The 13351-nt window shown below is 73.4% G+C and carries 15 protein-coding genes; 6 read left to right on the top strand and 9 right to left on the bottom strand.

Annotated elements, in window-relative coordinates:
• The 4 genes from ABWU78_RS16685 to glgA form a co-directional block, all read right to left on the bottom strand.
• The coding region (locus ABWU78_RS16685; RefSeq protein ID WP_439159003.1) for a hypothetical protein at nucleotides 1-506 on the bottom strand (506 nt) is incomplete at its 3' end.
• On the bottom strand, nucleotides 503-1072 hold the full coding sequence (locus tag ABWU78_RS16680) for a DUF6318 family protein (RefSeq protein ID WP_439159002.1): 570 nt from the start codon (nucleotides 1070-1072) through the stop codon (nucleotides 503-505). The genes ABWU78_RS16680 and ABWU78_RS16685, both read right to left, overlap by 4 nt.
• 354 nt (nucleotides 1073-1426) lie before the next feature.
• Nucleotides 1427-1909, bottom strand: a complete 483-nt coding sequence (locus ABWU78_RS16675) for an SRPBCC domain-containing protein (protein WP_253049956.1) — start codon at nucleotides 1907-1909, stop codon at nucleotides 1427-1429.
• The gene (gene glgA / locus ABWU78_RS16670) at nucleotides 1906-3117 is read right to left on the bottom strand and encodes a glycogen synthase (protein ID WP_253049958.1); all 1212 of its coding nucleotides are present in this window, start codon (nucleotides 3115-3117) and stop codon (nucleotides 1906-1908) included. The genes ABWU78_RS16675 and glgA overlap by 4 nt, the downstream gene beginning before the upstream one ends.
• Before the next feature lie 129 nt (nucleotides 3118-3246).
• On the opposite strand from glgA, the gene glgC reads away from it, so the two are divergent.
• Together glgC and serB are read left to right on the top strand one after the other, a co-directional pair.
• On the top strand, nucleotides 3247-4488 hold the full coding sequence (gene glgC / locus ABWU78_RS16665) for a glucose-1-phosphate adenylyltransferase (protein ID WP_439159001.1): 1242 nt from the start codon (nucleotides 3247-3249) through the stop codon (nucleotides 4486-4488).
• Between the two features lie 116 nt (nucleotides 4489-4604).
• Complete coding sequence (gene serB / locus ABWU78_RS16660; RefSeq protein ID WP_308202265.1) at nucleotides 4605-5273, top strand: phosphoserine phosphatase SerB; 669 nt, start codon at nucleotides 4605-4607, stop codon at nucleotides 5271-5273.
• A 75-nt stretch (nucleotides 5274-5348) separates the two neighbouring features.
• On the opposite strand, the gene ABWU78_RS16655 is transcribed toward serB, so the two are convergent.
• The 3 genes from ABWU78_RS16655 to fabG form a co-directional block, all read right to left on the bottom strand.
• Complete coding sequence (locus ABWU78_RS16655) at nucleotides 5349-5885, bottom strand: SixA phosphatase family protein (RefSeq protein WP_353709100.1); 537 nt, start codon at nucleotides 5883-5885, stop codon at nucleotides 5349-5351.
• Nucleotides 5886-5899: 14 nt separating this feature from the next.
• Nucleotides 5900-6667 carry an enoyl-ACP reductase FabI gene (fabI, locus tag ABWU78_RS16650; RefSeq protein WP_047233141.1) on the bottom strand — a complete coding sequence of 256 codons (768 nt, stop codon included), beginning with the start codon at nucleotides 6665-6667 and terminating at the stop codon, nucleotides 5900-5902.
• Nucleotides 6668-6774: 107 nt separating this feature from the next.
• The gene (gene fabG / locus ABWU78_RS16645; RefSeq protein ID WP_253049964.1) at nucleotides 6775-7500 is read right to left on the bottom strand and encodes a 3-oxoacyl-ACP reductase FabG; all 726 of its coding nucleotides are present in this window, start codon (nucleotides 7498-7500) and stop codon (nucleotides 6775-6777) included.
• A 208-nt stretch (nucleotides 7501-7708) separates the two neighbouring features.
• Between fabG and ABWU78_RS16640 the strand changes: the two genes are divergently transcribed.
• From ABWU78_RS16640 to ABWU78_RS16630, 3 genes are read left to right on the top strand one after another with little or no spacing between them, the layout of a single operon-like run.
• Nucleotides 7709-8077 carry a DUF3099 domain-containing protein gene (locus tag ABWU78_RS16640; protein ID WP_253049966.1) on the top strand — a complete coding sequence of 123 codons (369 nt, stop codon included), beginning with the start codon at nucleotides 7709-7711 and terminating at the stop codon, nucleotides 8075-8077.
• Nucleotides 8074-8322, top strand: coding sequence for a hypothetical protein (locus tag ABWU78_RS16635; RefSeq protein WP_439159000.1), 249 nt, complete (start codon nucleotides 8074-8076; stop codon nucleotides 8320-8322). The genes ABWU78_RS16640 and ABWU78_RS16635 overlap by 4 nt, the downstream gene beginning before the upstream one ends.
• Nucleotides 8319-9356, top strand: coding sequence for an SURF1 family cytochrome oxidase biogenesis protein (locus tag ABWU78_RS16630; RefSeq protein ID WP_439158999.1), 1038 nt, complete (start codon nucleotides 8319-8321; stop codon nucleotides 9354-9356). Before ABWU78_RS16635 ends, ABWU78_RS16630 begins: the two co-directional genes overlap by 4 nt.
• Here the strand turns inward: ABWU78_RS16630 and ABWU78_RS16625 are convergent.
• On the bottom strand, nucleotides 9329-10927 hold the full coding sequence (locus tag ABWU78_RS16625) for an ABC-F family ATP-binding cassette domain-containing protein (protein WP_353709097.1): 1599 nt from the start codon (nucleotides 10925-10927) through the stop codon (nucleotides 9329-9331). The two genes, ABWU78_RS16630 and ABWU78_RS16625, sit on opposite strands and share 28 nt — an antisense overlap.
• 255 nt (nucleotides 10928-11182) lie before the next feature.
• On the opposite strand from ABWU78_RS16625, the gene ypfJ reads away from it, so the two are divergent.
• Nucleotides 11183-12085, top strand: coding sequence for a KPN_02809 family neutral zinc metallopeptidase (gene ypfJ / locus ABWU78_RS16620; RefSeq protein WP_353709096.1), 903 nt, complete (start codon nucleotides 11183-11185; stop codon nucleotides 12083-12085).
• An 88-nt stretch (nucleotides 12086-12173) separates the two neighbouring features.
• Here the strand turns inward: ypfJ and ABWU78_RS16615 are convergent, their stop codons facing one another.
• Nucleotides 12174-13307 carry a GNAT family N-acetyltransferase gene (locus ABWU78_RS16615; RefSeq protein WP_439158998.1) on the bottom strand — a complete coding sequence of 378 codons (1134 nt, stop codon included), beginning with the start codon at nucleotides 13305-13307 and terminating at the stop codon, nucleotides 12174-12176.
• Nucleotides 13308-13351: the final 44 nt, after the last annotated feature.

The following is a 13351-nucleotide window of genomic DNA, read 5'->3' as shown; positions in this document are numbered from 1 at the left end:
GGCTGGACCACGATCGGCGACGGCGCGATGGTCAGGGTGCGGAACGCCGCCTCGGCCTCGCCGGCCAGGTCGACGGCGCCGAGGCAGGACGCGTCGGCGACGAGCTCCCAGGCCGAGACCGCGGTCCGGGTGCCGTCCGGGGTGTTGGTCCAGGTCTGGCGGAACAACGGCTCCAACGCGACCTCGTCCGGGGTGCATCCCGGGTCGAATACCGCCGCGTTCTGCCCGTCCGGGCACACCGGCACCAGCCCGGGCAGCGTCGTGGCATGGTCACCGTCGTAGCACCGGTACGCCGGCCCGCGCCGGTACGCCTCCGACGCCGGACCACCGTCCGCCGCCGCGGGCACGTACTCCGCCCCACCATTCGGCGCCGCCGTACCGTGGACTATCGCCTTGCTGCCGCCCAGTTCACCCCAGATCTCCGCGTCCCGTGTTCCGTCTGGGGGTGCAACGTTCGCAACGATCGCACCAACGAGGCCAGCAAGTGCAAGTAGTCGCGCGGTCATTCGGCACTCGTCACAGCGAGAACGAGCCAGCCATCAGCCAGGTGCTTCATGTCGATCTGCAGCCTTCCGCTTGCCCCTTGATCCTCCGAGACAATCGAGCCGTCCACTGCGACACGCTTGTGAGGCGACTGCACGAAGTCGAACAAGACTGGAAACCCACCAACGAAGTCGTCGTATGCACCCACGTTTGGGTTAGTCACTTCGATTCCGGCTCCCGTGAACGAGTCGTCGTTTGCACGCACGTCGCTCGCCCGGTCGCGAACGCTGGTGCAGAACGTGCACGTCTCGGCCCACGTCATCGCGTCCCACTCGGCGGTGTCACCCGTCGCGAGAACGTACGCGTACAACGACAGGAAGTACTCCGCCGCCGCGGCGGCACCCTCGGCGTCGTCGCGGTCCATCGCCGCGGGACGTTCCGGCTTCACCGGTCCGGTCTCGCCAGGCGTCGGCGCGGGAGACTCCGACGGCGACGACACGACCGGCTCGTCGACGGACGGTGACGGACCAGGGCCGCCACCACCGGTGCACCCGGCGACCACGCACCCCACCGCGACGACGACACCCACGACGAGCGACCGCCGTCGGGCACGGGACAGCACACGAGAACGACGCACGAGACCCCCTGCAGATCGATGCGAACCACCCCGCACGCCACACCGACGGGGCGCGCGGACTGCCCAGCAACCTAGCGAAACCGCACCGCCGACGGAACCGCGCGTCCCGCCCTGTGGACAACGGAGGTTCGCCGTCCCGCTCCCCCGGCGATTCGGTCAGCCGGACGCACGGACCGGCGGGTCACGATCGACGTCGCCCGGTGGCGCGGGGTGAGCAGCGAGACGTGGCCCCTCGTGGAGCGCGCCGGAGGGCCACGTCTCACGACGCGCCGACCATTCGGGCACCCGCACCCCGTGCGCGCGCCGTCAGGAGCGCGACGTCACGTGCGCGTCGAGGTGCGCGAGGGAGGACGCCATCCCGGTGGCGTGGTCCTCCGGGGAGATGCCCGACGGCACGCCCGTCGCCCGCACGGTGACACGGGCGCCGTCGTCTGCGGGCTCGACGGTCCAGGTCATCGTCATGGTCCCGGCGAACGCCGGGTCGTCGGACGCGAAGTCGACCTGCTGCACGACCCTCCGGCCGGGGACGAGGTCGACGATCGCGACGTCGACGACGTCGGTCCCCTCGCCGGTCTTGCCGGGGTCGGCCTGCGGGTCGTCGTAGGCGAGGACCATGCGGTAGCCGCCGCCGGGGCGCAGGTCGAAGCGCTCGAAACGGCCCGACATGCCGTCGGGCGGGAGCCACGCGGCGAGCGCGTCCCGGTCGACGAGGGCCCGGTAGACGTCGCGGGGCGCGGCGGCGACGAGGCGCGACGCCTCGTCGACCCGGCCGGCTCCCGCGGTGGTCACGACCGCTCCAGCACCGTCCGGTAGACGTCGAGCGTGCGCTCGCCGATCGCGTCCCACGCGAAGTGGTCCTCGACGCGCTGCCGCGCGGCACGGCCCATCTCGGCGGCGCGCTCGGGGTCGCTCACGACCTGGGTCAGCGCGGCCGCGAGGTCCGCGACGAACCGGTCGGGGTCCAGCGGGGTGCCCGTGCCGTCGTCCGCCTGGTCGATGGGCACGAGGAGGCCCGTGACGCCGTCGTCCACGACCTCGGGGATGCCGCCCGTGGCGGTCCCGACGACCGGCAGGCCGACCGCCATGGCCTCGAGGTTGACGATGCCGAGCGGCTCGTACACGGACGGGCAGACGAACACGGTGGACGCGGCGAGCACGGCGACGAGCTCGGCTCGCGGGAGCATCTGCTCGATCCAGACGACGCCGCTGCGCTCCTTCTGCAGCTCGGCGACGGCGCCGCTCACCTCGGCGGCGATCTCCGGGGTGTCGGGGGCGCCGGCGCACAGGACGAGCTGGACGTCGTCGGGCAGCGAGCGTGCGGCGCGCAGCAGGTACGGCAGGCCTTTCTGGCGCGTGATCCGGCCGACGAACACGACGGCGGGACGGTCGGGGTCGATCCCGAGGGCGCGCACGACCCCGTCCGCGCCGCCGCGCTGCGTCTCCGACTCCGGACGCCGCCAGCCGTCGAGGTCGATGCCGTTGTGCACCACGTGGACCTTCGCGGGGTCGACCTGCGGGTAGACCCGCAGGATGTCGTCGCGCATGCCACCGGACACGGCGATGATCCCCGCCGCACCCTCGTACGCGGTGCGCTCGGCCCAGGACGACAGCGCGTACCCGCCGCCGAGCTGCTCGGCCTTCCACGGGCGCAGCGGCTCGAGCGAGTGCGCGGAGAGCACGTGCGGGACGCCGTGCAGGAGGCCCGCGAGGTGGCCGCCGAGGTTCGCGTACCAGGTGTGGGAGTGCACGAGGTCGGCGCCTGCCACGTCGTCGGCCATCTGGAGGTCGACGCCGAACGTCCCGAGCGCGGCGTTCGCACCGGACAGGACGCCCGGGACCGAGTAGCCGGTCACGTCGTCCTCGGCGCGCGGGCCGTCGAAGCAGCGCACGCGCACGTCGACGTGGCGGCGCAGGACCGCGGACAGCTCGGCGACGTGCACGCCGGCGCCGCCGTAGACGTGCGGCGGGTACTCACGGGTCAGCAGGTCCACTCTCACGCGCCACACCGTAGCCGAGTCGCCCGCCACGGTCCCGCGATGACCGCCGGTGCGGACGGCGCGGACGCGCCGCGCCCACGATGCGGGTCCCTGCTGCGTGGTGCCGCCCCGAGGGGCTACCGTCTGGGCATGGCCGCCGCACCACGAGTCCTCGCCATCGTCCTCGCCGGGGGCGAGGGCAAGCGCCTCATGCCGCTCACCGCGTCCCGGGCCAAGCCCGCGGTGCCGTTCGGGGGCATCTACCGCCTCGTGGACTTCGCGCTGTCCAACCTGGTGAACTCGCACTACCTGCACATCATCGTGCTCACGCAGTACAAGTCCCACAGCCTGGACCGGCACATCACCAAGACGTGGCGCATGTCGTCGCTCCTGGGCAACTACGTGGCGCCGGTGCCCGCGCAGCAGCGCGTCGGCAAGCACTGGTACCTCGGCAGCGCCGACGCGATCTACCAGTGCCTCAACATCATCGACGACGAGCGGCCGGACATCGTCGTCGTCGTCGGCGCGGACCACGTGTACCGCATGGACTTCTCCCAGATGGTCGACGCGCACGTCGAGTCGGGCGCGCAGCTCACCGTCGCGGGCATCCGGCAGCCGATCTCCATGGCGGACCAGTTCGGCGTCATCGAGACCGACCCGAAGGACCAGACGAAGATCGCGGCGTTCCGCGAGAAGCCCAAGGACCCGGTCGGCCTCGCGGACTCGCCCGACGAGGTGCTCGCGTCGATGGGCAACTACGTCATCGACACCGACGCGCTCGTCGAGGCCGTGACGTCGGACGCCGCGAACGCGGACTCGCGCCACGACATGGGCGGCGACATCGTGCCCGCGTTCGTCGAGAAGGGCACGGCGGCGGTCTACGACTTCATCCGCAACGACGTCCCCGGCTCGACGGACCGCGACCGCGACTACTGGCGCGACGTGGGGACGATCGACTCGTACTACGACGCGAACAAGGACCTCATCGCCGTCACGCCGGTCTTCAACCTCTACAACGAGGAGTGGCCGCTGCACACGGGCTACACGGGCCTGCCGCCCGCGAAGTTCGTGCACGCGGGCCGCGGGCGCCTCGGGCACGCCGCGGACTCGATCGTCTCCCCCGGCGTGATCATCTCGGGCGCGACGGCGGTCGGATCGGTCCTCTCTCCCGGCACCTACCTGCACTCGTGGTCGTCCGTCTCGGACTCCGTGCTCATGGACGGCGTCCAGGTGCACCGGCACGCGCAGGTCCACCGCGCGATCATCGACAAGAACGTCGTCGTGGGCGAGCAGGCGCGCATCGGGCTCGACCCGGAGCAGGACCGCGCCCGCGGGTTCACGGTCACCGAGTCCGGTATCACCGTCGTCCCCAAGGGGACGGTCGTCGAGTGACACCGTCCTCCCTCGGCGTCGTGCCCGACGCCGTCCGCGCCGCGCTGCCCGACGACGCGCCCGCCGAGGCGCCCGGCCCGGGCGTCGACGAGACCGACACCGCGAGGAGCCCCCGCGTGACCCCCGACCCCACGAGCGGCCCCGTCCGGCTCCTCGTCATGGACGTGGACTCGACGCTCATCGAGCAGGAGGTCATCGAGCTGCTCGCCGACCACGCGGGCACACGCGCCGAGGTCACCGAGGTGACCGAGCGCGCGATGCGCGGCGAGATCGACTTCGGGGCGTCGCTGCGCGAGCGCGTCGCGACCCTCGCCGGGGTTCCCGTCGAGGCCTTCGCCGACGTCCGCGCCCGCGCGACGTTCACGCCGGGCGTGCGCGAGCTCGTCGCCGAGGCGCGCCGTCGCGGCTGGGAGGTCGGGCTCGTGTCGGGCGGTTTCGAGGAGATCGTCGCCGACCTCGCGGCGGAGCTGGGGATCACGCGCTTCCGCGCGAACCGGCTCGAGGTCGCCGACGGTCGGCTCACCGGTCGCACGACCGGCCCGGTCGTGGACCGCGCCGCGAAGGAGGTCGCGCTGCGCGAGTTCGCGGCCGAGCTCGGCCTGCCGATGAGCGCGACGATCGCCGTGGGCGACGGTGCGAACGACCTCGACATGATCGGCGCCGCGGGCATCGGGGTCGCGTTCGCCGCGAAGCCGGTCGTGCGCGCGCAGGCCCCCTACGGCGTCGACGGGCCGCGCATCGACGCCGTCCTCGACGTCGTCGACCGGGTGGACGCCACCCGCTGAGCCGCGACGGCCACGCGAGAGAGCCCTGGTCCGCACGGACCAGGGCTCTCTCGCGTCACGAGCAGGGCGCGACCGTCAGGACGGGCGACCCACGTAGGTGAGCAGCGCGCTGCGGGGCGCCCAGGCGTCCCAGGCTGTCGCGGACTCCAGGACGGAGTAGGTCGCCGTCGGCACGCCGACGCGCACCTGGGCGAGCGCCCCACCGTCGGACGCCGGGTCTGCGAGGTGCGACGCCGTCGCCGCCATCGTGGGCTCGTGCCCGACGACGAGCAGCGTGCGCACGCGCGAGTCCGTCGTGCGCACGAGGTCCAGCACGTCGGTCACGTCCGCCGCGTAGAGGCCGTCGCTCACCACGACCTCCGGGTCCACGTCGCCCAGGTGAGCGGCGAGCAGCTCCCAGGTCTGGCGCGTGCGCAGCGCCGACGAGCACAGCACGCGCTCGGGGACGAGCCCCGTCTCGCGCAGCGCGCCGCCGACCCGGCCCGCCTGGCGCCGCCCGTTGAGCGCGAGGGGGCGCAGCACGTCGTCGACGCTCCCGCCGCCGGGCTCCGCCTTGGCGTGGCGCAGGAGGACGAGGCGGCGCACGCCGCCGTCGATGGTCTCCGCGCCCATGCTCTCCTCCTGAGTCACTGCCCCATGGCGTGCACGCCGCCGTCGACGTGCACGATCTCACCGGTCGTCGCCGGGAACCAGTCGGACAGGAGCGCGACGACCGCGCGCGCGGCGGGCTCCGCCGTCGTCTGGTCCCAGCCGAGGGGCGCGCGCTTGGGCCAGCCGTCCTCCATCTGCTCGAAGCCGGGGATGGACTTGGCGGCCGTCGTGCGGATCGGGCCCGCGGAGACGAGGTTGGCCCGGATGCCGTCGGGGCCGAGGTCGCGCGCGAGGTAGCGGTTCGCGGACTCGAGGCCGGCCTTCGCCACGCCCATCCAGTCGTAGACCGGCCACGCGAACTGCGCGTCGAACGTGAGACCCACGACGGCCCCGCCGTCGGTCATGAGCGGCTTCGCGGCGACCGCGAGCGACTTGTAGGAGAACGTCGAGACCTGGAGCGCGGTGGCGACGTCCTCCCAGGTGCCCGAGAGGAAGTTGCCGCCCATGACGCTCTGCGGGGCGAAGCCGATCGAGTGCACGACGCCGTCGAGGCGGTCGGTGTGCTCGCGGAGGGCGTCGGCCAGGCCGGCGAGGTCGTCGTCGTTCGTCACGTCGAGCTGCACGACGGGCGCCTCGACGGGCAGGCGCTTGGCGAAGGCCTGCGTGAGCTTCATCTGGCGGCCGAACGAGGAGAGCACGACCTCGGCCCCCTCCTCCTGCGCGAGGCGCGCCGCGTGGAACGCGATCGAGGAGTCGGTGAGCACTCCCGTGATCAGGAGCTTCTTGCCGTCGAGCAGACCCATCGGTTTCCTTCCGTCGTGCACCCGCCGTGCGGGCGCGCTGAGGCTGAGCGTACTGAAAGAGAGGGGGCGCGGGCGCACGAGTGACCGTGGCCCGGACGCGCGTCGGGTCAGTGACCCATGCCGAGGCCGCCGTCGACGGGGATGACGGCCCCGGAGACGTACGCGGCGTCGTCGGACGCGAGGAACTGCACGACACCGGCGACCTCGTCGGCCTGCGCGAAGCGCCCGGCGGGGATCGCGGCCTTGTACGCGGCCTGGCGCTCCTCGGGGAGCTCGGCGGTCATCGCGGTGTCGATGAACCCGGGCGCCACGACGTTCGCCGTGATGTTGCGCGACCCGAGCTCGCGCGTGATCGAGCGCGCCATGCCGACGAGCGCCGCCTTGGAGGACGCGTAGTTGACCTGCCCGGCGCCGCCGTACAGACCGATCACCGACGACACGAGCACGATGCGTCCGCGCCGCAGCCGGATCATGCCCTTGCTCACGCGGCGCACGCAGCGGAACGTGCCGGTGAGGTTGACGTCGATCACGGACTCGAAGTCCTCGTCGGTCATGCGCAGCAGGAGCTGGTCGTGCGTCACGCCCGCGTTCGCGACGAGCACCTCGACCGGCCCGAGCTCCTTCTCGATCTCGGTGAACGCGGCGTCGACGGCGGCGGTGTCGGTGATGTCCGCCACGGCACCGAGCACGCCGTCGGGCAGGTCGCCGCCGCGGTAGACGGTCGCGACGCGGTCGCCGTTCGCCACGAACCGCTCGGCGATGGCACGGCCGATCCCCCGGTTCGCGCCGGTGACGACGACGGTGCGCGGGGCGGGTGCGGTGGCTTCGGACACGGTGCGGCTCCTCGGGACGGTCGGGTGGGACGGCGGCCGGGGACGGGTCCCGCACGGCCGGTGCCAGGGGGCCCGTGCGGGCTCGTGACGGAGCCGCGCGAACGCGCCGCACCGACCGTACCGTGCGCGGGCCCCGCCGTGCGCGGTACGGCGAGGTCACACCGCTCCCCCACACTTTGTGGGGTCCCGACAAACGTAGACTGGGCGGGTGAGCACACGACGCACGGCCCGGAGGTCGGCCGAGGCGGTCCCGAGCATCACGTCAGCCCCGGAGCCCCTGGCCGCCGACCAGTCGCGCCGCGAGCGCAAGTACCTCATCCAGATGGGTATCCGCATCGTGTGCTTCGTGGCCGCGATCCTCGTCGCGCCGAGCTGGCTGACCTGGGTGTTCGCCGCTGCGGCGATCGTCCTGCCGTACAGCGCGGTGCTCATCGCCAACGCCGGGCGCGACCAGGCCCAGTACGACACCTCGCCGATGGAGCACCGCGCGCTGCCCGCGGCCGGGGTGCCGGGATCCCACGGGATCGCCGGCGCAGGACCGCGCGACCCGCAGGACCACGAGGAGGACGACCGGTGACCGATGTGCTGGGCCTCGCCGACCCCGTCGGCGAGGAGGACCTGGTGTGCAGCGCCAAGGGCTGCCGTGAGCCGGCCGCGTGGGGGCTGCTGTGGAACAACCCCAAGATCCACACGCCCGAGCGGCGCAAGGTCTGGCTCGCGTGCGACGCGCACCGCGAGCACCTGGAGACGTTCCTCGGCGCCCGCTCGTTCTGGCGCACGACCGTGCCGGTCGACGAGCTCGAGCGCCGGGCGGCCCCGTGACGCAGGCTGCACCGTCGGGCCCGGCGTCGGGCGCCCCGGCAGGCCCGACGCCGGAGCGCGCCACCGCGGAGGCCCACCAGCCGCGCACGCCGCGCCAGTGGGTGACCCTCGCGGTCGGGGTGGTCGTCCTGGTCGCCCTGTGCCTCGTGGCGGGGCGCTGGCAGTGGAACCGGTACGTCTCGCGCGAGGCGGAGATCGAGCGCATCGAGACGAACTACACGTCCGAGCCCGTCCCGGTCGACGAGGTCCTCGACGGTCCGGGCGCCACGCTCGACGAGGCCGACCTCTGGCGTCCCGTGACGCTCGTGGGCCGCTACGAGACCGACGCGACCGTCCTCCTGCGCAACCGCCCCGTCGGCGGCAGCCCCGGTTTTCACGTGCTCGTCCCGTTCGTGACGAACCCCACGCCGTCCGCGCCCGACGGGCTCGTCGTGGTCGTCGACCGCGGGTTCGTGCCGCTCGGCAGCGACGCCGTCACGCCGGGCGACGTCCCCGTGCCCCCGGAGGGCGAGGTCGAGGCGACCGTGACGCTGCGCGGCGACGAGCCGCCGTCGGGCCGGGACGCTCCCGACGGGCAGGTCCAGGCGGTCGCCACCGACCAGGTGCTCGCCGCCGGGCCCGACGGCGCCGCGTGGGCCGAGGGCCGGACCGTCGGCGCGTACGGCCAGCTCCGCACGGAGGTGCCGCCCGCGGCCGAGACGCTGGAGGCGCTGCCCAAGCCCGACACCGACCCGGGGTCGCACCTGTCGTACGCATTCCAGTGGGGCGTGTTCGCGATCGGCGCGGTCGCCGGCTTCTGGCTCCTCGTCCGCCGCGACCGTCGGGACGCGCGCGGCGAGGAGACGACGCTCACCGCGGGCGACCTGCTCGCCGCCCGGGATCCCGCCGGCACCCGCGCACGGCGTGAGCCGCGCAGCCGCCGGCCGAGCGCCGAGGACGAGGAGGACGCCCTCGTCGACGCCCAGCTCGGCGCAGGCCGTGAGACCGCGCCGGACCGACGGCCCGCTCAGGCCAGCGAGACGAGCTCCGCGTAGTCGTCGCTCCACAGGTCCTCGTCGCCGTCCGGCAGCAGCAGGACGCGCTCGGGCTCGAGCGCCTCGACCGCGCCGTCGTCGTGCGTGACCATGACGACCGCGCCCTCGTACGTCTTGAGCGCCCCGAGGATCTCGGCGCGCGACGCCGGGTCGAGGTTGTTCGTCGGCTCGTCGAGGAGCAGCACGTTCGCGGCCGAGACGACGAGCGTCGCGAGCGCGAGGCGCGTCTTCTCCCCGCCGGACAGCACCTTGGTCGGTTTGTCCGCGTCGTCGCCGGAGAACAGGAACGACCCGAGCACGGACCGCACCTGCGTGTCGGTGAGGTCGGGCGCGGCGTGGCGCAGGTTCTCGACGACGGTCGCGTCCATGTCGAGCGTATCGTGCTCCTGGGCGTAGTAGCCGATCTTCAGGCCGTGGCCCGGGTGCACCTCGCCCGTGTCCGGCTGCTCGACGCCGCCGAGGATGCGCAGGAGCGTCGTCTTGCCGGCGCCGTTGAGGCCGAGCACGACGACGCGGCTGCCGCGGTCGATCGCGAGGTCGACGCCCGCGAACACCTCCTGCGACCCGTACGCCTTGGACAGCCCGCTCGCGGTGAGCGGCGTGCGGCCGCACGGCGCCGGCTTGGGGAACCGCAGCTTGGCGACCTTGTCGGTCTGCCGCTCGCCCTCGATGCCCGCGAGCATCTTCTCGGCGCGGCGCATCATCTGCTGCGCGGCGACGGCCTTCGTGGCCTTGGCGCGCATCTTCTCGCCCTGGGCGAGCAGCGCGCCCGCCTTCTTCTCGGCGTTCTGCCGCTCGCGACGGCGGCGGCGCTCGTCGGACTCGCGCTGCGCGAGGTAGGCGTCCCACCCGAGGTTGTACTGGTCGAGCTCGCCGCGGTTCGCGTCGAGGTGGAAGACCTTGTTCACGGTCGCGCGCAGCAGCTCGACGTCGTGGGAGATCACGACGAACCCGCCGCCGTACGACTTGAGGTAGTCGCGCAGCCAGATGATCGAGTCCGCGTCGAGGTGGTTCGTCGGCTCGTCGAGGAGCAGCGTCTCGACCCCGGAGAACAGGATGCGCGCGAGCTCGATGCGGCGGCGCTGACCGCCGGACAGCGTGCTCAGCGGCTGCCCGAGCACCCGGTCGTCGAGGCCGAGGTTGCTCGTGATGCGGTGCGCCTCGCTCTCGGCCGCGTAGCCGCCCGCGGCGAGGAAGCGCGCCTCGAGCTTCGGGTAGCGCTCCATGGCGGCCTCGTGCGTCTCGACGTCGGCGCTCGCCATCGCACCCTCGGTCTCGCGCATCTGGCGCACGATCTTGTCGAGGCTGCGGGCCGAGAGCACCCGGTCCATCGCGATGACGTCGAGGTCGCCCGTGCGCGGGTCCTGCGGCAGGTAGCCGATGTCGTTGCCGCGCGTGATCTTCCCGGCCGTCGGCTGGGTCTCCCCCGCGAGCGTCTTGGTCAGGGTCGTCTTGCCGGCGCCGTTGCGCCCGACGAGTCCGATCCGGTCGCCCGAGGCGATCTGGAAGGTCGCCTCGTGCAGCAGGACGCGGGCGCCGACGCGCAGCTCGACGCCGTGAGCGGTGATCACGGGAGGGTCCTCTCGGGTGGTGCGGTGCCCGACGACGGCCCTCGCCCGGCCGGTCGGCCGGCGGCTCGTCGTGGGGCCGGGTGCGTGCTCCCCGGCGTCCGGGCCTCGTCGATTCTACGGGGGCCCGCCGTCGCGTCCCACCCCATTCCGCCGGAGGGGCGTGCGACGGCGCTGCTCGGCGCCGAGATCGTGCTCGCGCCGGCCGGGCACCCCCACCAGGACGCCTGGCGCACGGCCCGGCGGTAGCGTTGACCTGTGACTTTCCAGGAGGGTGGCTCGTTCGAGGGCGGGCGGGTCCGCAAGGGCGGCGGTCGGCGCGGCACGATGATCGCGGGCGGCGGGATCGGGGCGGTGCTCGTCGCGCTGCTCATCGCGTTCGTCGGCAACCAGACCGGCGTCGACCTCAGCGCGCTCACGGGCGGCGACGGGTCCGACTCGGGCGCGTACGGCGAGGGCCAGCAGGAGTACATCGACGCGTGCACGGCCGAGGAGGCGAACACGACGCGCGAGTGCCGCCTCAACGGCACCGTGCAGTCGCTCGACGCGTACTGGACCGACGCGCTCCCCGAGCAGGCAGGCGTCACGTACGACCTGCCCCAGGTCGTGAGCTTCACCGGACAGGTCTCGACGGGCTGCGGCGCGGCGACGAGCGCCGTCGGGCCGTTCTACTGCCCGCCCGACCAGACCGTCTACATCGACCTCGGCTTCTACGACGACCTCACGAGCCGGTTCGGCGCCAACGACGGCGGCCTCGCGGAGATGTACGTCGTCGCGCACGAGTTCGGCCACCACATCGAGCAGCTCGTCGGCGCGATGGACGCGGCGAACCGGCAGGGCACCGGTCCCGAGTCCGACTCCGTGCGCATCGAGCTCATGGCCGACTGCCTCGCCGGCATGTGGGCGGGCCACGCCGCGAGCACTGTCGACCCGGACACCGGCGTGACGTTCCTCGCGCCGATCACCGACCAGGAGCTGAACGACGCGCTGTCCGCCGCGTCCGCCGTCGGCGACGACCGCATCCAGGAGGCCGCGACCGGCCAGGTGAACCCCGAGGGCTGGACCCACGGGTCGAGCGAGCAGCGCCAGCGCTGGTTCACCATCGGCTACAACGGTGGCACCCTCCAGGACTGCAACGCCCTCTCCGCGTCGACCCTCTGACCGCTCCAGCCGAGATCGACCCGGCCGCCCCGAGATCGGCCCTCACGGGGTCGATCTCGGACGGGCAGGTCGACCTCGCAGGCCGTCGTCACAGCTCGATCGAGTACATGCGCGAGCCTGTCACCTTCTCGTAGCCCAGGCTCGCGTAGAGGCCGTGCGCTCCGGACGGGTTCTCGGTGTCGACGTCGAGCGCGGCGTACTGCATGCCGTCCGCGGCGAACGCGCGCATCCCGGCCGCGAGCGCCGCGACGGCGACGCGACGCCCCCGGTACGCGCTGCGCACGCCGAGGATCTCGGTGTAGCCGAACGTGTAGCCGCGCACGGGGAAGTCCTCGTCGTAGCGGCCGGCCATCTCGTAGCCGACGACGAGCGGCTGGCCGGCGCGCAGGGCCGCGGCGGTCTCGGCGTCCGTCGTCGGGTCGGCGAGGAGCGCCTCGACGTCGGGCGCGTCGTCGACCACGAGGAAGGACCACTGGGGCGCGAACTCGCTGCGCCCGTGCGTCCACGCCTCGGCGGTGCGGGGTTCGCTCCCCCAGTGGTCGCGGAACGCGTCGTTGTGCGCGAGGCGGGTCGCCTCGTCGAGCTCCGTCGACCACGGGACGAGTCGCAGCGACCCGTCGAGCGGCACCTCGGGGATGGGCGTGGCCAGGTCGCGACGCAGGTCGGCGTAGAAGCGCCGGGTCTCGAGCCCGAAGCGCGCGTAGAGCCGCGCCTTCTCGGGTGGGTCGGTGTCCTCGCCGTAGGTGAGCAGGCGCGCGGGCAGCTCCTTGCCGCTCGCCGCGAGGAGCTGGCGTCCGCGCGCGATCTCCCAGGCGAACAGCTCGCGCCCGACGCCGCGCCCGCGGTGGGTGGGGTGGACGCCGCCCCAGAGGAACGCGCGCACGGTGTTCGCGTCGCCCGGGTTGGTGTCGACGAGCGCGTACGCGCGCAGCGTCCCGTCGGTCTCGACGCCGACGAGCGAGTCGGCCGCGAGGTCGCGCCACGGCGCGGTGAACAGCTCCTCGACCTCGCCGATCGTCTCGCGGTACGGCTCCTGGTCCGCCTCGGCGACGCCGTTGCGCAGGGCCAGCAGCGCGGGCGCGTCGGCCGGCACGGCGGGGCGCCAGGTCAGGTCGCCGGCGGTCACGGCCGGGAGGGTCGACGGCGCGGCGGCGCGCTCGACGATCGGGGCGAGCGTCGCGGGGGCCGGGTTCTCGACCTGGTCGGTCGCGGGAGAGGACATGCCGACCACGGTAGGTGCGCCCGCGCCGTCGGGCACGCGCTTTT

Origin of the sequence: Cellulosimicrobium sp. CpK407, from assembly GCF_051844275.1 — a bacterium.
GTDB lineage: Bacteria > Actinomycetota > Actinomycetes > Actinomycetales > Cellulomonadaceae > Cellulosimicrobium > Cellulosimicrobium cellulans_G.
Note: the sequence above shows the minus strand (reverse complement) of the source record. Positions and strands in the feature narration are given on the sequence as shown.